Origin of the sequence: Nocardia sp. NBC_00403, from assembly GCF_036046055.1 — a bacterium.
Lineage (GTDB): Bacteria > Actinomycetota > Actinomycetes > Mycobacteriales > Mycobacteriaceae > Nocardia.
On record NZ_CP107939.1, the window covers coordinates 4234878 to 4253523 of the forward strand.

The window sequence follows — 18646 nt, forward strand, 5'->3', positions numbered from 1 at the left end:
CCGGGTCGCCACCGGTAGGCGAACCGCTCGGTACGATCCAGCGGTGCAATCCCATCCGAATGGCGACGTCGGCGCAGTGCTGCGTGCCGCCCGGCTCGCGGCCGGGGTCACCCTGGCCGGGATGGCGGCACGCACCTGCTATTCCAAGCCGTATCTGGGTCAGCTGGAAACCGGGGTCCGCGCTGTCCGTGAAGAGCACGTCGCCGCCTATCAAACCGCTCTGGGTGTGCGTATCGGCGCGACCACCGCGGCGAGTGTGCTCGATGAGCTCGCCCCCCTGTTGCAGGCGGTGTTCGTCCATTCCGCAGACGATTCGCCTGCCCCCGACGATGCGGAGGCGCTCGTCCGGTGGGCCCGTGCGCACCAATGGGACGACGCGACCACTGCCCGCGAGGTCGTGACGGCCTGGTTGGCTCGCCACCGTGATCGCCTCGACACCGCGTCGGCGCGGGTCTATCTCGCCGCTGCCGAACTGGCCGATATCGCTTCCGCGATGGCCTGGGACGTCGAGGACATCGCCGCCGCACACCACTACGGAATCCTGGCCGCGCGCTGGGCGCACGCCGCGGGTGACGATGCCTTGGCGGCCGCTGTCCTGGCCTCGCTCGCCTACCAGTACTTGGACCGCAACCGTGCGTCCGAGGCCCTGGAATTGACCCGGTTCGCGCAATACGCGGCACGGCACTCGCTGGGTCCGGCGTTGCACGCGGCGTTGGCTACCCGGGAGGCGTGGGCGCAGCTGATGTTGGGCGAGGAGAAGGTATTCCGGCGGCTGACCGCATTCGCCGAGGACTGCCGACAAGAACCGGATCCTATCGATGCGATCCATCTCCCGGCCGGTCGCAGTCTGCGCGCCGCGGAGCTGGCGTGTCTGATCGGCCCTCGCCGTCGGGTGCCCGGTCCGGCCGACCTGCACCGGGTCGTCGGTGCGGGCTACCGTGGCCTCGACTGCGGTCGCCCACAGGTGCTGCGCCGGGCGCAGGACCACGTCGGTCGCTCGTTGCGCGCGTCGACATCTGGTCGTGACCAGGTGTTCGAGATGGTCACCCTGGCCAGGGTCCAACTGCTGCTCGATGAGCCCGAGCAGGCCGCAGGTCTGATCACCACGGCGGCGCCTCAGGCCGGGCGATGGGTGGCGGGTCGAATTGGTTCACGATTGCGCGACTTTCGTCATGAATCCACCCGGTTCGCCGCGGTTCCCGCGATCCGCGAAGCCAACGACGCGATCGGCGCGCTTATGCACCGATGACGGCACTTATCTCCAGCTCACGGCAACTTAATAGCATTGACCAGCGTGTTTATGTCGAAGACATGTCATTGACGAGCTTTTACTGACTGCCGTGCTTTTGAAGGATGCATGGCGGAAACGACGACGGCTTGCGGCGGTCCACGCAACGGCGTTCGTTGGTCTGGGGGGCGAGTGCGTCATCGCCAGTCGGTGCGCGAGTTTCCGGACAGCAGCTGCGGCGCAGCGCACTCACCCACGCCGCCGAGAACGGCGCGTCCACCCCGATGTTGATGAAGATGTCCGGGCACGTCTCGGTGCGCAGTGCGGATATGACTTATCCACTGGTCAGGGCAGTGGGTCGGTGGTACGTGGCATGACTCGAAGGCGGTCTACTGTGCACTCGGGAGGGATTGCGGCAGGCCGAATATGGGGAGGACAGTGTTTTCGAAGCGGGTTATGGCGCTGATTCGGTCGCCGGTGAGGGTGAGGACGAAGAGGCCGGATCCGTGGATGCCGGTGGGGGTGTGTCGGTAGACCCCGAATGCCGGCTGACTGTTGGCTCGCGTCGGCACCAGTTCGGATCTCTGTGCCGAGCCGAAAATGAATGCGAAGAAGCGGGCCACGCTGTCTAGGCCCTGGTATTCCAGCGGCATCGGTGGCATCGACATGAAGACGTCGTCGGTCAACAGAGCCACCAACGCGTCGATGTCGGCAGATTCGTAGGCGCTGACGAATTTCGCCACGATCGCGTCCTCGGCAGGTGAGTCGCTGGCAGGCGGCTGCTCTCGGGCAGTAGTCACCGGCAGTCGGCGCTGCATTCCTGCACGCGCGCGTTTGAGGGCGCTTTTGACCGATTCGACGGTCGTGTCCAGCATGTCGGCTACTTCGTTCGCGTGGAATCCGAGGACGTCGCGCAGGATGAGGACGGCGAGCTGGCGAGGCGGCAAGATCTGCAGGGCGGTCACAAAGGCCAGGGAAATGGATTCGGTTTGCTCGTAGCGCGCCTCCGGACCGAGCGGCACACTGATCGCACCGTCCAGAAGGGCGTCGGGATAGGGCTCTAGCCAGTGGATTTCGCCGAGTCGGGTGGGTTCCGGTGGTTCGATTCCCGGGATGTCCCACTGCTTTGCAGGACGTCGGCGAGCAGAGCGCAGCGCGTCGAGGCACCGGTTGGTGGCGATGCGATAGAGCCAGGTGCGAAGTGAGGCGCGCCCGTCGAATCGTTGCAGACCTCGCCAAGCGGCGAGCATCGTGTCCTGGAGAGCGTCCTCGGCATCCTGAAACGATCCGAGCATCCGGTAGCAGTGCACCTGTAGCTCGCGACGGTGTGGCTCGGTCAGCGCTCGGAATGCCTCGCCGTCGCCGGTCTGCGCCCTCGACATCAGGTCCGTTCTCGCCAACTCCACTCCCGCCACCTCATTCCTTGTGTGCAGTTCCATCCTGTATGGACGCCGGCCAAGGCGCGAACGGGGCGGTCGCGCAGCGCCTCCTTTTCCGATGCCGCGGCGTCTAGACCAGTGATAGCCGACAGCATTGTCAAAGGAGCACGGAAATGGGAAAGATCATCATCAGCACAAATGTCACACTCGATGGCGTGGTCCAAGACCCGGACGGCGAGGAAGGCTTCGAGCGGGGCGGCTGGTTCCACCAGTACGTGGGGGCCAAGGATCTCGAAGACTGGGTCGCCCGCGAGACGGAGGAAGCCCTCGGTGTCGATGCGCTACTGATGGGCAGGCAGACCAGTGAGTGGTTCGCGGACCGGATGACAGCGCGTAATGAAGCGGAAGGCCGCGTGAGCCCCGAGTGGGCGAACAGAGTGAGAAGCCTCCCCAAGTACGTCGTGTCCTCGACTCTGGAAGATCCGCGGTGGAGCAACGTCACGGTCCTGGGCGGCGATGCGGTCAAGGAGATTTCGGAGCTGAAGCGGAAAGTGGACGGGGAAATCCTGGTCTACGCCAGCTATCAGCTCGTGCGCACACTGATAGAACAGAACCTGGCCGATGAACTGCGGTTGGTAGTTTTCCCGGTCGTGGTGGGAACCGGCCTGCGTCTGTTCGACGAGACCAGCGACAAGAAGCCGCTGCACCTGGTCAACACACGAAAGATCGGTGACGGCCTGGTGTTCTACACCTACGAATTCGTGCAAGGCTAAGGGCTTTGGGCCGCGGTCATCGCTGTGACCGCGGCCCAAACCTGGCGACTGTCTCGCTGGGGGTTTCTGTCAGTCGCGTCCGGCTTGGATCAGGGTGTCGGCGAGTTCGGTGGGTTGGGTGGTCATCGCGTAGTGGGCGCCTGGTGTGTGGAGGATCCTGCACAGGGGGCCGAGCCGCTGTGCCCTTGTCTCCCAGCCGTATTCGCCCGGCGGAAGTGCGATGTCATTGACGGGGTTGACGTAGCTGGTCTTGAGTTTTCCGCTGCCGATCAGCTCGTAGAAGGTAGTGAGATCGAGCTTATCGGTGAAGTAGGCGACAGGAACGGGCGTCATCGCGGCGTGGAGAGTTTCCGCGTCGGCGAGCGGCATGTCGTTGCAGGCGCGTTCCCGTATCAGCTCGAACGGCAGCAGGAGTCCTTGGGCGGGATCCGCCATGGCGAAGACAGCGCTCGTTTCGGGTGGGAACTCGTCGGCCAGCGAGTTTCCGCTCGACACTGTGAAGGAACTCAGGAACACCAGTCGTTTGATTCGATCGGGGTCCTGTTCGGCGGCTTTGGCGATGAAGCTGCCTGCGATCGAGTGGCCCACCAACACGACGTCGGACAGCGCGTGCTGCTGAAGGTATGCCACGAGTGAGGCGACTCCGTCGGCGTGGGTGAGGTTCAACGGCGCTCCCGGGCCGTGTCCGGCGAGGGTCGGGGTGTGCACCAAGTGTCCGAGGCGGCGCAGCTCGGACGCGACGTGATCCCAGGTGGCTCCGGTCTGAAAGGCTCCGTGCACCAGCACGAAAGTCAAGCTTTGTTGCGATGCCTCGGGCACAGTGTGTGATGTCGTCATTTGTTCCTTCGCTTGTCAGTGATGTCGGGTCAGCGACGTCGGGGTTGGTAGCCGAGTTGGCGATTCGGTAGGGCTTTGCGGTCGCGACCAACTCGGCGGGATTTCAGGCGGCACGGGCCGCGGATTCGACTATTTGTCCACCTCGTAGGTCAGCTTGACTACCTTCGAGAACGCCTTGACGGCTGCGAGCCTCAATGTTGCGTGCTGGCCGGGGCGGAAGTAGAACTGCGCTCCGCTGCCTACAAGGAAGGGGTAGATCGCGAGGTCGATCGTGTCGATCAGCCGCTCGCGCAGCAGCGTCTCCCCGAGCAAGCCGTGCCCGAGAATCAGCAGGTTCCCGCCGTCCTGCTGTTTGAGCCGTGCGACTTCGGTGACGACGTCGCCTCCAATGATGGTCGTGTCGCCCCAGTCGGCCTTCTCCAGTGTGGAGCTGAACACGTACTTCGGGATCTCGTTGAGCCGGTCCGCCCACATCGGCTTGTGGGTCCCGCCGCTGTACAGTTCGGCGAACTGCTCGTAAATGTTGCGGCCGAACAGCAACGCGTCGCACGCCTGCAGCAGGCCAAGGCCATCGCGCAGGTAGGCCTCGTCCTGGTGCTCGCCCACCCCCATCGCCACCGGATCTTCGGTGACGCCATCGGCCGAGACCAGCACATATTCGATCACCTTGCGCATGGCGCCGCTTCCTCGTTGATCGAACCGCGCGACCGGCTCCTGGCATCGGTGGTGGGTGTGCCGAGTTCGGCGCTCACGACCCGGCGACTTCCATCACGGGGCCGACCTCGACCCCGCCGCCCACCCGCAGCGCCGGGCAGTCCTTGGCCAGCGCCAGCGCGGAGTCCATGTCCTCGGCGGACACCACCGAGTAGCCGATCATCCGGGAGCCGCTGCCGCCGACCTCGCCGAGCAAGGCGTAATCGGTCACCGCGTGGCCGAGGTCCACCAGGGCCGAGCCCATCCCGCCGAACCATGCCTGCCACTCGGCCGGCGTCCCGGCGTTGGGCCTGTAGTCGGAGGGCACACGGTAGGAGAAAACGTAGTTGGCCATCATCTGTAGTCCTGTCCTGTATCCGGGGCGCGCCCCGGATTGGGACTGCCTCCAAACAGGTAGACGCCGGTATGGCTACGAACGGGGCGCGCAGACACCGCCCAATCCGCGCGGGGCCGGCGGCGTCGGTACTTTCAGACGAGCCGAAAGCGCCCGGCGGAAAGCAGAAAAGCGAGGATGCACGCCGATGGAGATGTAGCACTGCTCGACGTGCAGCAGCCGATCCCTGGTATCCCGGGTCTGCAGATAACCGGTGCTACGGACGGGGTCTGCAAAGGTCTGCTGTTCGGGCCGAATGGCCTCAATGCTCCGTAACGTAGACCCTCGTGATCAGACGGCCCATGCAGCTCGCGTTCCAATCCGCGGCAGTCGCTGTGTTATCGGTGGTGACCCTGTCCGGCATTGTCGCGGGCGCGACACCAGGGGCCGGGTTGCCGCCGCTGGGATCGGACTTTATGTGGGGCGTGGCGTCGGCAGGATTTCAGAACGAGCGGCATGCCCTGGATAGCAACTGGAGTCGGTACGCGGCCAGTGGTGCCGTCGAGCCGTACGGCGATTCGGTCGACTTCTACTATCACTACCGCGAGGACATCGCGCTCGCCAGGTTTATCGGCTCAGCATCAAATGGGCGCGCATCCAGCCGCGACCATCTGGCTGACGGTGGTTCCGGCCGTCTTCATCAGTAGGCTTCGGCGTCGGCCAGATCGGCCGTTGGCCCCAGAGCCATCGAGCTGGTCGCTCAGGAGTGGGGGGAACCTTCGGTCCCCCGAATCGGCCCGGCTGAGGTCGAGCCCTACGAGGGCGCAGCCCCGACGGCCGAGCCCTTATACCCGCGCATCCGGTGACGAGCGGGTCCTGCCATCGAAATCCAGTAGGAAGGTGCCCTCATAGGCGAGGGCGGAATATGAGATCACTCCCGGTTCGCCGCGTCAGGCGGCTCATTGCCCTAGTCGCTGCCGCGGCGCTGCTCCCGGTGGCCACCGGCGTGGCGCAACCGCCCGAAGGCAGTGCCGGTTCCATACAGGAAGTGCAAGGCATCGCGAACACCGCCGCCGGACGTGCTGACTGTCGTGGCGACGCTATGCCCGAACCCGGCCTGCAAGGTGATGTTTCGGCGGCCGACCGCGACAGCGGTCGTAGCACTCAGGGGTACCGCTGCAACATCACGCGCGTGGGCGGGTACGCGGGACGTGGCGGCGGCATCACCTCCACGAGTTTCGATCACTGCGTCTACCTGGGCAGTTTCTTCCCCGGTAATCTGCTCGGCCCGGCGACCGGAGTGCAGGTGATCGATGTTTCCGACCCGACGAACCCGGTACTGACGGCAACGCTGACCGAACCCGCGATGCTGGCCGGGACCTGGGAGAGCCTCAAGGTCAACCCGGTCCGAAAACTGTTGGTGGGCACCGGAGCTCCGGCACTCACCGGCGCCGGCCTGATCTCGGTATACGACGTCTCCGACTGTGCGCACCCACGTCTGCTCAACCCCGGGCCGGGCACTGATCTGACCTTGCCCGTCCCGATTACCGCGCACGAGGGCGGGTTCTCTCCGGACGGCAACACGTACTGGGCATCGGGCGTCGTTCCCGGCATCGTCAGCGCCGTCGACCTGACCGACCCGGCCACCCCGCGTGTCATCTGGCAGGGCATGCCCGGCACATCGATGCACGGGATGGGTTTACGTGCGGACGGCAATCGGCTGTATCTGGCGAACAATATGGGCGGACTGACCATCCTCGACACGAGCGCCGTACAGCGGCGCGATCCGGACCCGCAAGTTCCGGTGATTGCCGAGATGACATGGACCGACGGCTGGGCAACCCAGCAAGCGATCCCCGTCGAGTACGGCGGCAGGCCTTATCTTTTCGTCGCCGACGAAGCAGGCTCCGGCGGCGTCAAACTCATCGACATCTTCGACGACACCCAACCGCGGGTGGTGAACTCGATAAAACTCGAGATCAACCTGTCCGAACACCGGGACAACGCCATCGCCTCCAGTATGGGCGGCTCCATATTCGCCTACGACGCACACTACTGCGCTGCCGATCGTCCCTCGAATCCGACAGCACTCGCGTGCGGCTGGATCTCTTCCGGTATCCGGGTTTTCGACGTGCGCGATCCATTCCATGTCCGCGAGATCGCCTACTACAACCCGCCTGCCAAGACCGGGCACAACATCGAGCTGTGGAATTCGCCGCACGCACTCGCCTCGATCATCGGCGCTCCTGTGCTGAGCGCACCGTCTGTGATGCAGGCGCTGAATGACGGCATCTTCGATCCGGCCACCGCAATGAGTACCCGCACCGGCGATCTGGCGTTCGGCGACCTGTCCACCGACTGGTGCTTCTCCGCCCCCGAATGGCACGGCACCCAGCTCTGGGCGGCTTGCGCCGACAACGGTTTCTCGACATTGCAACTCGCGCCCGAGGTGTATACCCCGCCTGCCGATCAGCGCTCGACGGGCGGGGCATGAAACGACGCAGCTGGGTCGCGGCGGCCGCATTCGGTTCGCTCGCACTGCTCCTCATGGTGCTCGGCGCGGCGATCCGCCCACTCGTGATCCCTGATACTCCTTCTCCCGCAGTGATTCTCAACGAGACCGAGATCGGGTTCGTGCAGGATATGACCGCCCATCACCAGCAAGCGCTGGTCATGGTGCAACGCCTGCGGCAGGCTGACGATCCGACGGTGCTGAGGCTCGCGCAACAGATCGCGGATAGTCAACGTCTAGAGATCGGGATGATGCTGGGCTGGCTCCGCCTGGCCGGTACCACCTCCACCAACCCGCATCCGATGGCTTGGATGCACGATACCGATCATCGGGCGCAATCCAGCCACCACCAGGCGACCTCGACCACCGCGGCACCCACTGTCGCCACCATGCCGGGAATGGCCTCCCGAGCCGAACTCGACGCACTGTCCGCGGCCTCGGGCCGAGATGCGGACACCCTGTTCCTGAAGTTGATGCAACGCCACCACTACGGCGGTATCGCCATGGCTCAGGCAGCCGACGAACAACTCGACGGTGGCCCCGTCGAACAGATCGCCCGGGACATGATCAGCACCCAAAGTCAGGAAGCCGGCCTGATCGGCCTACTGCTCACTCACAGCGCGCGGACCCCCGAGTAGGTCGATGGGACCGGATCGGTGAGCGCGACTTCCACGGTGGTGGGGCAACCAGCGGCTACCGACCACGAGTCCGGTGACCGCGCGCCCGCACCTCGAAAGAGCCTTGCGCACAAGCTCGCCGGCCGGACTCGATCGCGGCCACCAGGCCCGGCGCCGCCACTGCGCCCAGCGACGACTTCATCCTGCGGCGATCGAACGTTCGAGGAACGAAATCGCTTCGGCGGGAACGAGTTCACGGGGCAGCACCAGCCAGCGGCCGGCACCGGTCAGCGCCACGGTGTGCGTGCCGACGGAGATCTTGCCGATTTTCGCGAACTGATACGCCGTCGTCCCGAGGGCCGTCGTCACCTCTAGGCCATCGCTCAGGTATCTGGCCTGTAGTACCGCCCCCGGACTCGCATACCTGCGGACCCGCTGCGATCCGTGCCGGGCCTCCCGCACCGAGAACCACCCGAAGAGGAGCAATACTCCGACGTAGATCGCGGCGCCGGCAACCAGTACGGCGACGCTGCTACCCCAGGTGTAGTTATGGCCAGTTGGGCCGGACCGTCGGCGCGCCATCTTGGCAGACAGGTAGGTCATGGCAACCGCGGCGACCCCCGCCGTCATAATCCACAGCCACGGACTTCGCCAGCGTAGCGAGAGTTCACCACGCGTGATAAGCACGGCAGTCTGCGGCCCCGCCTCGAAACGCACGACCATGGCACCCGTTTGGTCCCGAAACATCGAGTTACCACCAGGATTCATAGCCCCCTGTCCGCTGACTTCTCCCGATTCTACGCACCTTATGTGCCCTCGAATGGTTTGTTCACAGAGTCACAACGGAGCACAACCGCTTACCGGGCCACAACCACGCCACCCCGGCCGATTACTGCATCAACCTCCCCGGACGAGGCACTTGCGCCCTAACGCTGACCCCGTTGTCAGCCCCTTTGCCACCGTCCGAATGGCGAACGCCTGATACTCCTGGCTCTTTCGGGTGACAAGGGTTGTGGCCAGGTCCAGGCCATCGAGGCTGCGGACGCGGACGTTAGTAATAGTGCCGGTCGGAACCACACCGTCCATGGCCGGGTTCCCCGCATTTACGCGGCGGGCACAGTAACGTTGTCCTGCGCTTATGCCTGTCGGCGTGTGGTGGCTATCGGATTTTCGACTTGTAATCGAGGTTGACCGAATTGCGATCGGAGGCCGCGGTGCGTGCGTCACGGGACTGGAGCGACGAGCTGGTCGCCTCGTTGCACTGGTTGCTCACCGCGTTCACCGTCACGGGCGTCGCATTCCTGATCGTCATGGCTGTGGTGCTGCGGATCACGGAGTGGGGGCGGCACTTCCGGTTGGTGACAGGGGCTTTCTTCACGGGTCCTGCGGCATGGCGCAGCATTCCGTACTTCGGGGTGCTGTTGTTGAGCGCGGTCTTGTCGGTTCGGGTGAAGGTGTTGATGTCCTACCAGGGCAATGACCTGTTGACTTCCTTACAGAATGCCGCCGAGGCGTTCGGGCGCGGCGACGGTGCGGCGCTCGACAGGGCCGAAACCGCGTTCTGGCACTCGATGATCGTGTTCACTGTGCTCGCTGTCATCGATGTGGCGCGTACCGTGTTGGATTACTACCTCGGTCAGGCCTTCGAAATCAGTTGGCGGCGTTGGCTGACCGAGCGCGCGACCGGGAAATGGATAGTCGATCAGGCCTACTACCGGATCCGATTCATCGATGCGCCCATCGATAACCCGGATCAGCGCATCGAGCAGGACATCACCGACATGATCGCCCGTTCCAGGGCGCTGTCGCTCGGGGCGGTCACCGCAGTGGTGTCGGTGGTGTCATTCACCCGAATTCTGTGGGATCTGTCGGAGACCCTGACCATCTTCGGTGTCGGAATCCCAAGAGCGATGGTGTTTTTCGTCTTCGTCTACGTGCTGATAGTGACGATGGTCGCCTTCTGGATCGGTCATCCGCTGATCGGGCTCGGCTTCCGCTATCAGGCCGCGACGGCGAACTTCCGCTATGCGCTTGTCCGATTGCGTGAAAATGCCGAGCGGATCGCCTTCTATCGCGGCGAAGACGCCGAAAGATACGGATTGCGTGCGCGATTCGCGCAGGTGCTGCGAATCTATCGCCACCTCGTGCTGTTCGGCACGCGGTTCATCGGCTGGAATCAGGCTGCCACTGAGGCGGCCGTGGCGTTTCCGTGGGTCATGCAAGTGCCGCACTTCTTCGCAGGGACGCTGACCCTCGGTGACGTCCAGCAGACCGCGCAGGCATTCGGGCAGATCCAGGGCTCACTGTCGTTCTTCCGCAATAGTTATAGTGAATTCGCGGCGTTCCGTGCGACATTGCTGCGGCTGTTCGGACTATTCGAGGCCAGTGAGTTCGCCCGTGCTTTGCCCAAGATCGAGGTGCGCGCGCTGAGTGATTCGGTGGAGTTGCGCGAGGTGGAAGTGCGTCGACCCGATGGCGCGATCCTGATCGCGAACTTGAATCTGCGGCTGCGCGCCGGAGACTCGGTGGTCGTCAAGGGGCTCTCCGGGAGCGGCAAGACCACCCTGCTGCGCTGCCTCGCCGAGATGTGGCCCTACACCCACGGCGTGGTCGGCAGACCGGATACCACCGGCACACTGTTCATTTCGCAACTGCCCTACCTTCCGCTCGGCGATCTGCGCGCGGCCGTCAGCTACCCGGCCGCACCCGGAAGTGCGTCGGATGCGACGCTGCGGGCCACGCTCACCAAGGTGCAGCTCGGCCAACTGGCTACCCGGTTGGACGAGGAGGCGGACTGGGCCGACATCCTGTCGCCGGGTGAGCAGCAGCGCCTGGCATTCGCGCGGTTGCTGCTGATCCGACCCGAGGTGGCGTTCCTCGACGAGGTGACCTCCGCCGTGGACGAAGGTCTGGAATTCGCCCTCTACACCCTGATTCGCACAGAACTGCCCAATCTCATCCTGGTCAGCGTCGCGCATCGCGCCACGGTCGACCAGCATCACACCGCGCGTCTGGAACTTACGGGCGGCGGTGCCTGGTCATTGGTGCCGATTCACTAGGCGTACCAGTGAATTCGCATGGTCAGGATGCGACTGGCGATGTCGATCACGGGGTGCTCGGCCGGGTCGAGCCGGCCGCGGATCGTGCGTAGGTCGGCGGCGCGGATGGCGCGTGGCCCGCCCTGGCTTGTCCGTCGGTGGCGTGCAGCGCTACGTGTGTGCCCCTCCGTCGATCCGGATCTCGGTGCCACTGATGAAGCGGCCGTCGTCGGAGACGAGCATTGCGATGACACCGGCCACATTCTCGGGGCCTGCCAGCTCTTCCGGATTATCTTGCGGCAGAACGGCGATCAGGCGACCGAACAGGGACCAGTCGGAGTCCTGGGGGAGGTAGCCGGGGGTGGAGTCGGTGATGCCCGACTTGATGCCACCCGGGGCGACACTGACCGCGCGCAAACCCTGCTTGCCGTATTCCAGTGCCAGCACGTGGGTCAGCGTCTGGATGCCGCCCTTGCTCGCGGAGTACGCCGCCATATAGGGGTGTGCGAAGTTGGCCGAGGTGGAGCTGAAGTTGACGATGGTGCTGCGCGGGTTGGCGAGCAGTGCCGGCAGCGCCTCTCGGATTACCAGGAAGGTGCCGGTGAGGTTGACGTTGATGATCTCGTTCCACAGGTCCAGCGATGTCTCGTGGGTGTGTGCCGCGCGCAGGATGCCCGCCGCGTTGACCAGTGCGTCCAGCCCGCCGAGGGATTCGATGGCGCTCTTCACGCCCGCGATCACGTCGATCTCCCGGCCGATGTTCATCGCGAGGGTGGTCAGCCGGGTGTCGGTGCCCGCTTCGGCGGCTTGCTTCTGGGTCAGTTCCAGGCCCTCGGCGTTGACGTCGGCGCCGACGACGACCGCGCCTTCGGACAGTAGACGGAGGACGGTGGCCTGACCGATGCCGGATCCCGCGCCGGTGACCAGAATGCGGCGCTGTTCGAGACGGTTCATGGGCTCTCTTCCTGATCGGTCGAACTGTTTCTGACACAATATGCCGCAAATGGCACTTCGCGCCATTAAATGTTTCGGTCTCGGTACAGTACACCTGTGACCAGCAAGCGAAACCGTGCCGCGCCCGCACCGGGGCGTCCGGCACTCAGTGCGACCCGCCGCGCGGCCACGCGCCGGGAAGTGGCGATGGTGGCGGCGCACCTCTTCATTGAAAACGGTTACACCGCAACGACTGTCGATGAAATCGCCGCTGCCGCGGGTATGGGGCTGCGCACGTTCTACCGTTACTTCGCCGGCAAGGAAGATGTCGTCGCGCCGCTGCTGGCCATCGGAACCCAGGCCTGGGCGGACGAACTCGCCGCCTGCCCGCCCGACGTGCCGTTGCGTGAAGCGCTGAGCCGCTCTTACCGCACGGCCACCGCGGGCACGCTGGCGGCGGAGGGCATCGCCGAGACGAGCCTGCGTCCGCTGGTGCGCGCCGCCACCCAACTCCCCGCCCTGCGCGCGACCTGGCTGCGCGTCCAGCACGACTGCGAAACCCAGCTCATTCCCATCCTTGCCGCCCGCACCGGTCGCGCCGTCGACGACCTCGACGTCGCCCTCACCGCCGCGATGGCCAATACCGCCGTGCGCCTGGCGACCGAACTGTGGGCCGCGGCGAAGGGGCTCGACTCTGCCGCCGACGTCGTCGACACCTGCCTCGCCCGTCTCGCCACCCAAAGCCTGCTGTAGGCGCGACATTTCATGTGCTCTCCTATCCCGACTGCGGTCGGTCCTTGCTGTGTTCGACGCTGCCTCCCTCGTCTTGTGCAGCCCTCTCGTCGGACTCGGGTTGTGGGGGAGGACCAGGGCTGGTACGGATACCGTGATGCGCAGTTCCCTCGAACTGGCCGGTTCCGGACAGCACTGTTGTCAGCATCCGAACCAGTTCGGCCTGCCGATGCGTTCCGGTCTTTTCGAAGGCGCGTTGTAGGTGTGTGCGCGCGGTGTTCACCGAGACCGCCAATTCTTCCGCGATCGACCGCAACCCGGCGCCGCGCAGTGCCGCCGCCGCGACGCGCGCTTCGGCCGCGGTCAACCCGTACAGTTGCTGTAGCGCTATCGGCCCTCCCGACGTTTCCTGATCCGGGTCGACGATGACGACGAGCGCCGCCGATGTGCGCTCGTCGCGGCACTCGACCTTCGGATCCAGCGGCACCACCAGCAGTGCGTACGAGCTGCCGCCGCTATGCCGGGGAATGAGGGCGCGCCCTCCGACGTACGGCCCGTACTCGCGCAGTGCCGAATTGATGATGGCGCGCAGCCCGACCGCGGATCGGTTGTCCGATGATTCGAGGTGGCCGCGGCGTCCCATACCGAGGCCGTCTCGCGATTCCAGGATCGACAATGCCGCTGGGTTCGCGTAGCTGATCGCCCCGCAACTCGACACGATCACCAGCCCGTGCCGATGCGCGGCGAGCACGGCGATGGCCTGGTCACGCTCGGTCCGGACATCTGCCAAACAGGACTGGACATTCAATGCGTGCCGCAGATGGGGGAGCAGCAGGCGCATTGTCGATGTCGCCAGTGCTCGGTCGAGGTCGTGGCCTGCATCGGGATACACCCCGATCCAGGATGTGTTGGCGCCACTGGTGACGAGCGCGAGCATCCCGTTGCCGAGCCGGTGTGGAACCATCCAGTCGCGGAAGAATGGGTGCCTGCGCAGGTACTCCGGCCCCAGCAGCTCTTCGCATGTTGTGATGACACCGGCGGGTTCGTGTTCGAGCGCACTCGCGATCGGATCGATACGCCAGAATCGGGCGTTGTAGCTGCGGCGCAAATCGTCCGCGCCGAGTGAACAGGCGGTCATCCGCCGGCTACTCGAGCCGGACACAACCAAGCCGCCGTGCTTCGCGCCCAGCGCCGTGACGATATCGTGCACCGCCTGCGACCAGTCACGAGGATGCATCGCCGCGCGGTTGATTCGCGCCACGATCGCGGAAAACCTCTCGATTGTCATCGCCATATGAAATGACCTGCGGCACAAGAGAAACGGCAATCATCCAGAGTTGAACAGAGGTGCTGATGATAGGTGTTCGGAGGCACGTCAGACGAGTAGTCCGATTCTCGATTCTACTCTCCTGAATGCCATCTGCAGGGGCACGCGCTCTCATCCGTTCAGATGAGGAACCGGGCCAGCAACCCTGCTCTACTCGGTAGGGCAACCGCTTCGCTACAGCGGTCGCCTGTGTCTTCCTGGAGGGCAGCGTGATCGAGGCATCTGACAACCGGAATCTTGCGGGCCCGCCATGACCAGATACTGGCCCTTGCCGCGTGGCCGTATCGCCACCTCCCGATTCGGTTCCCGTGGCGTCGATTTCCGCTGGGGGGTCGATCTCGGCCGGCCGGGCGGCAGCGGCGGAGCAGCCGTCTATGCGGTCCAAGCGGGCACGGTGGTATTCGCGGGTCCGGCATCCGGGTTCGGCGGGCTCGACCCGGCCGGCTGGGTCGTTGTCGACCATCCCACCGAAATCGGCGGCGGCGCAACCGTATGCGGACACGTGATTCGCGAAGTCGCAATAGGCGAACGGGTGGAAGCCGGGCAGCGCATCGCCCGGATCAACCCCGACTACACATCACGGCGGCGTCGCCCCGTACTTGCACTTCGAGTGGCATCGGCACTCCTGGGCACCCCCCGGATCGGACCGGCTCGACCTGTTGCCGCTGCTGGCCGAAGCCGTGGACCCACCGTCCGCTACCAATGGAGGTTCCCGCATGTCGACGGCAGTTGATTTCGCCGCACGTCTGATCGATCCCCAGGCCATCAAGGCTGCCGGTCATAGTGCTGTCCTGGTCTACGTAGCACCGAGCAGACCCGGAGCCGGTTTCGGCGCCAAGCCGGTGACCAAGGAATTTGCCGATCGCCTGAAAGCTGTTGGCCTCGACATTGTTTCGATATGGCAGTACGGCAAGCCCGGTGATGCCCGGACACCCTCGGACTGGACCACGGGCTACGACGGCGGGCATCAGATGGGTCGTCAGGCCCGGGAAATCCATTCCGCTGCCGGCGGGCCCGACAGGTGCCCGATCTTCTTCGCGGTGGACGAGGACATCGGACTGGACGAATGGAACGACCGGGCAGTCGACTTCTTCCGGGGTGTCAACGACTCGATCGGGCCGGAGTGGACCGGCATCTACGGCTCGTCGAAGGTGTGCGCCTGGGCCATCGAAGACGGCGTGATCGGTCGGACTTCCGAGGGCCGGTACTGGGCCTGGCAGACGCGCGCGTGGTCCGGCAACCGGCTCGATACTCCCGAGGCCGTCTTGTATCAGCGCGTCATCGATACCCCGTCCGATCCGGGCCCGCTCATCGACGGTAGTTCGGTCGACGTCAACGACATCTTGGCTGCCGACTTCGGACAGTGGTCCATCGTGCGCGCTGCGACGCAAGGAGAACACACCGTGAACGCCCCCGAATACACCGAACTCGACAGGATGGGGAACTCCCGCTCCGAGCGCTGGGGAGCTCGTATCACCAACTTCCTGCTGCACACCCAGGAGGGCAACGGCACGGCCGAATCGCTGGCGGCGTATCTCAACAACACGGCCAACGGCGTCTCGTATCACTACACGGTCAAGGATGGGATCGTCTGCGATGTCGTCGATACCGATTACGCGTCGTGGTCGGTCTTGGACGCCAACAGCCAAACGATCAATCTCTGCTTCGCAGGCAGCCGGGCGTCCTGGTCGACGGACGAATGGTTGGCCATCGAAGAAGACCTTCGGATAGCCGCTTGGCTGGCGGTTCAGGATGCGAAGAAGTATGGATTCGCCACCGATGTCATCGCCCCGCCGTATACGCGCAGGGACGGGATCTCCGACCATAAATACGTGACCGAGTGCCTCGGGATCGGCACGCATACCGACGTTGGCTGGAACTTCCCCTGGGGTGTCTTCGAGAGCCACGTGCGAGAGTTCGCCAGTGGCGTACCGATAGCCGGAGCAATCGGCGAGAAGGCGGCCGCATCGCCCTGGCTGGGCCCGCGGCAGGGCCCCGAGGGCGAAATGAGGACAGCTGACGGTGTGGGACGATTCGTTCAGTTCCTGCACGGATATATCTATTGGCATCCGTCCACCGGTGCGCATCCGATCCCGGAATCGTTGTTCGAGAAGTACGCGGAAACAGGTTGGGAAGCGGGGCCTTTGGGCTATCCGATCACCGACCACACCGTGCTGCGCGACCCGAAGGACGAAGTATGGGGCGAGGTGCAGGGCTTTCAGAACGGGGCTCTCTACCGGCGCAACGGTCGGCCGGTGTACCTGGTGCACGGCGAAATCCGTGAGCGATGGAATCGAAGCGGATTCGAGAACGGGCCCCTCGGCTGGCCGACATCCGACGAAATCCCCTTCGACACCGGGACCTACCAGGAGTTCGAAAACGGCCGGATCTATTGGACACCGAAACCGACGCTCGCCCTCCTGACAGTCGACGGACGCGTGGAGCCGCTGCGCGATACCGCCTGAGCCCGGCTCGGTTGGCCTCGGTGTCCGTCGGGGCCTGCCGGCCCCGACGTCGCCGGTGGCGAGATCGTCGTTGTGAGAGCACCGTCTAGCGATGCTCTGACGGTTTCCGCGGCGACTGCGATCGGAGTCGTCCTGGTACCAGGGCAGAGCCGGTATCGGCGCTGATGCACACCACCCGCGTCGCGCGAGCCGGCACAGTAGGTGGGCCTCCTTTGTTCTTCTGCCCCGAGAAGTACCCGCTGCCATGGCAATAAGTGCTACTTGCCCTCCGATGGTGATTGCCAATTGGACTCTACGGACGTAGAGTTCAAGTGTCTACCCACTGATACCTGGGGATCGCAACAGTCAAGCGGGCGAATCGAATCCGCGGCCACGCTGCCGTCCAACGGTCTGCCCGCCGCAGTCGTTCGTGCCGTTGGTGCATCAACCCGTTATCGGTCCCTGAAACTACCTACTGGACAGGAGCAAACCGCAGTGGAGAAGGTTCGGTTCACCGAGGAGAAGGCGACCATGCTGGCCACGCTGTATGGTCGGGCGCTCGACAATCGGCGAGAGAAGCCGATTCTCGGCGATCAGGCGGCCGAGGCGGCTCTGCGACAGATCGACTACGACTTCGCCGAACTTCGAGTCAAGGACGACGTGGCCGTCACGGTTGCGGTGCGCGCGAAGGTGATCGACGAGTGGGCGGCGCAGTATCTGCTCGAACACCCCGATGCGATCGTGCTGCACCTCGGGTGTGGAATGGACAGTCGGGTCTTTCGGCTCGACCCACCCACCACGGTGACATGGTTCGACATCGACTATCCCGATGTCATCGACCTGCGCCGCAAGATCTATCCCGACCGCGAGGCTTATCAGACGATCGGAACGCCGATTACCGCATTCGGTTGGCTCGACCACATCCCCTCGGACCGTCCCGCGCTGATCGTCGCCGAAGGCTTGACGATGTACCTGAAGCCGGACGACGGCGCCGAACTGCTGCGACGGCTGGTCGCGAAGTTCCCGACCGGTCAGTTGATCTGTGATGTCTTCAGCCGGCTCGGCATCAAGTTGCAGAAGACCAATCCCGTGGTGCGCCGATCAGGTTCCACGCTCTACTGGGGCGTCGATGATCCGGCCGAGTTCGAGCAGTACGGGCTCCATCCGATAACCAGTCTCGATGCGTCCGAATGGGCCGAGTCGGACGTTTTGAAGGAGTCCTTTTCCGACGTCACGCTCGGAATGAAGCTGCAGCTCTTCGCGATCCGGTTCATTCCGGCGATGCGCCGCATCGCACGAATCGGACGCTGGAACTTCTGATTCGAGTGCTCCGACGATCGCCGGAATCTGCGCCATATGCCAAACTTCAGACCGATCAAGGTACATCGCCGGCGGCTACTGATACCAGCACCTCGCCGTCGTGGTGTTCGACCGACTCTTCCGCGGCCGGTGATAGCGCATCGACACCTCGTCGTAGAGCACGGTGGTCGCGTGCTGAAGCTCATCGACAACTTCGATCAGCCGGAGGATGTCGGCGGCGCGCTGCGTGATCTCCGTGGGTTGTTCGATCGCCGCCGAGAATCGCGTGGCGAGCGTTCGAATCGGATCGTCCTGCTGCAGAGCACTGGGGTCCCCGAATAGGCCGAGTGGGATATCGGCGAGATCCACCGGGGCGACACGCAAGTCCGCCGCCAGCGTCGTCCAGTCATGCTCGGCGGCACGCCGTAGCTCGGCGAATTGTACTGGATCCGGGCCGGACCGGCGCACATTCACGATATTCAACCGCTCGGCCAGCGCCG

At 64.5% G+C, this 18646-nt stretch carries 18 protein-coding genes; 10 read left to right on the plus strand and 8 right to left on the minus strand.

The genetic code is table 11. The features are described 5' to 3' along the window. Positions 1–43: 43 nt before the first annotated feature. Positions 44–1249, plus strand: coding sequence for a helix-turn-helix domain-containing protein (locus tag OHQ90_RS18840; RefSeq protein WP_328412258.1), 1206 nt, complete (start codon positions 44–46; stop codon positions 1247–1249). Between the two features lie 368 nt (positions 1250–1617). Here OHQ90_RS18840 and OHQ90_RS18845 read toward each other — a convergent pair whose 3' ends face one another. Further along, positions 1618–2610 (minus strand): sigma-70 family RNA polymerase sigma factor, encoded by a 993-nt coding sequence (locus OHQ90_RS18845; RefSeq protein WP_442941480.1) that lies wholly within the window; start codon positions 2608–2610, stop codon positions 1618–1620. 170 nt (positions 2611–2780) lie between these two features. Between OHQ90_RS18845 and OHQ90_RS18850 the strand changes: the two genes are divergently transcribed. Next, complete coding sequence (locus OHQ90_RS18850) at positions 2781–3380, plus strand: dihydrofolate reductase family protein (RefSeq protein WP_328412260.1); 600 nt, start codon at positions 2781–2783, stop codon at positions 3378–3380. 69 nt (positions 3381–3449) lie between these two features. Here OHQ90_RS18850 and OHQ90_RS18855 read toward each other — a convergent pair whose 3' ends face one another. The 3 genes from OHQ90_RS18855 to OHQ90_RS18865 all read right to left on the minus strand — a co-directional run bounded on the left by OHQ90_RS18855 (position 3450) and on the right by OHQ90_RS18865 (position 5268). Next, positions 3450–4217: an alpha/beta hydrolase gene (locus tag OHQ90_RS18855; protein ID WP_328412263.1), complete on the minus strand. Its 768-nt coding sequence runs from the start codon at positions 4215–4217 to the stop codon at positions 3450–3452. Between the two features lie 129 nt (positions 4218–4346). Continuing rightward, positions 4347–4892 carry a dihydrofolate reductase family protein gene (locus OHQ90_RS18860; RefSeq protein WP_328412265.1) on the minus strand — a complete coding sequence of 182 codons (546 nt, stop codon included), beginning with the start codon at positions 4890–4892 and terminating at the stop codon, positions 4347–4349. Between the two features lie 73 nt (positions 4893–4965). Then, positions 4966–5268, minus strand: coding sequence for a hypothetical protein (locus OHQ90_RS18865; RefSeq protein ID WP_328412267.1), 303 nt, complete (start codon positions 5266–5268; stop codon positions 4966–4968). A 338-nt stretch (positions 5269–5606) separates the two neighbouring features. On the opposite strand from OHQ90_RS18865, the gene OHQ90_RS18870 reads away from it, so the two are divergent. The 3 genes from OHQ90_RS18870 to OHQ90_RS18880 all read left to right on the plus strand — a co-directional run bounded on the left by OHQ90_RS18870 (position 5607) and on the right by OHQ90_RS18880 (position 8394). Beyond that, positions 5607–5951, plus strand: a complete 345-nt coding sequence (locus tag OHQ90_RS18870) for a hypothetical protein (protein ID WP_328412268.1) — start codon at positions 5607–5609, stop codon at positions 5949–5951. A 218-nt stretch (positions 5952–6169) separates the two neighbouring features. Beyond that, complete coding sequence (locus tag OHQ90_RS18875; RefSeq protein ID WP_328412270.1) at positions 6170–7738, plus strand: LVIVD repeat-containing protein; 1569 nt, start codon at positions 6170–6172, stop codon at positions 7736–7738. Further along, entirely contained in the window at positions 7735–8394 is a 660-nt protein-coding gene (locus OHQ90_RS18880; protein ID WP_328412272.1) for a DUF305 domain-containing protein, read from the plus strand. Before OHQ90_RS18875 ends, OHQ90_RS18880 begins: the two co-directional genes overlap by 4 nt. 177 nt (positions 8395–8571) lie before the next feature. Here OHQ90_RS18880 and OHQ90_RS18885 read toward each other — a convergent pair whose 3' ends face one another. Continuing rightward, positions 8572–9003: a hypothetical protein gene (locus tag OHQ90_RS18885; protein WP_328412274.1), complete on the minus strand. Its 432-nt coding sequence runs from the start codon at positions 9001–9003 to the stop codon at positions 8572–8574. A 584-nt stretch (positions 9004–9587) separates the two neighbouring features. Here OHQ90_RS18885 and OHQ90_RS18890 point away from each other — a divergent pair. Beyond that, positions 9588–11432 (plus strand): ABC transporter ATP-binding protein/permease, encoded by a 1845-nt coding sequence (locus tag OHQ90_RS18890; RefSeq protein ID WP_328412276.1) that lies wholly within the window; start codon positions 9588–9590, stop codon positions 11430–11432. A gap of 150 nt (positions 11433–11582) precedes the next feature. On the opposite strand, the gene OHQ90_RS18895 is transcribed toward OHQ90_RS18890, so the two are convergent. Beyond that, the gene (locus OHQ90_RS18895) at positions 11583–12365 is read right to left on the minus strand and encodes an SDR family NAD(P)-dependent oxidoreductase (protein ID WP_328412277.1); all 783 of its coding nucleotides are present in this window, start codon (positions 12363–12365) and stop codon (positions 11583–11585) included. A gap of 96 nt (positions 12366–12461) precedes the next feature. Between OHQ90_RS18895 and OHQ90_RS18900 the strand changes: the two genes are divergently transcribed. Then, positions 12462–13097 (plus strand): TetR family transcriptional regulator, encoded by a 636-nt coding sequence (locus tag OHQ90_RS18900; RefSeq protein ID WP_328412279.1) that lies wholly within the window; start codon positions 12462–12464, stop codon positions 13095–13097. A gap of 22 nt (positions 13098–13119) precedes the next feature. Here the strand turns inward: OHQ90_RS18900 and OHQ90_RS18905 are convergent, their stop codons facing one another. Beyond that, positions 13120–14364 (minus strand): helix-turn-helix transcriptional regulator, encoded by a 1245-nt coding sequence (locus tag OHQ90_RS18905; RefSeq protein ID WP_328412281.1) that lies wholly within the window; start codon positions 14362–14364, stop codon positions 13120–13122. A 289-nt stretch (positions 14365–14653) separates the two neighbouring features. Here OHQ90_RS18905 and OHQ90_RS18910 point away from each other — a divergent pair, with 289 nt between their 5' ends. The 3 genes from OHQ90_RS18910 (at position 14654) to OHQ90_RS18920 (ending at position 18167) form a co-directional block, all read left to right on the plus strand. Then, positions 14654–15136, plus strand: coding sequence for a M23 family metallopeptidase (locus tag OHQ90_RS18910; RefSeq protein WP_328412283.1), 483 nt, complete (start codon positions 14654–14656; stop codon positions 15134–15136). Further along, positions 15120–16868 carry a glycoside hydrolase domain-containing protein gene (locus OHQ90_RS18915; protein ID WP_328412284.1) on the plus strand — a complete coding sequence of 583 codons (1749 nt, stop codon included), beginning with the start codon at positions 15120–15122 and terminating at the stop codon, positions 16866–16868. The genes OHQ90_RS18910 and OHQ90_RS18915 overlap by 17 nt, the downstream gene beginning before the upstream one ends. A 474-nt stretch (positions 16869–17342) precedes the next feature. Beyond that, a complete protein-coding gene (locus OHQ90_RS18920; protein ID WP_328412286.1) occupies positions 17343–18167 on the plus strand; it encodes a class I SAM-dependent methyltransferase in 825 nt (274 codons plus the stop codon). Positions 18168–18242: 75 nt separating this feature from the next. On the opposite strand, the gene OHQ90_RS18925 is transcribed toward OHQ90_RS18920, so the two are convergent. Next, the gene (locus OHQ90_RS18925; RefSeq protein ID WP_328412288.1) at positions 18243–18620 is read right to left on the minus strand and encodes a hypothetical protein; all 378 of its coding nucleotides are present in this window, start codon (positions 18618–18620) and stop codon (positions 18243–18245) included. Positions 18621–18646 lie beyond the last annotated feature (26 nt).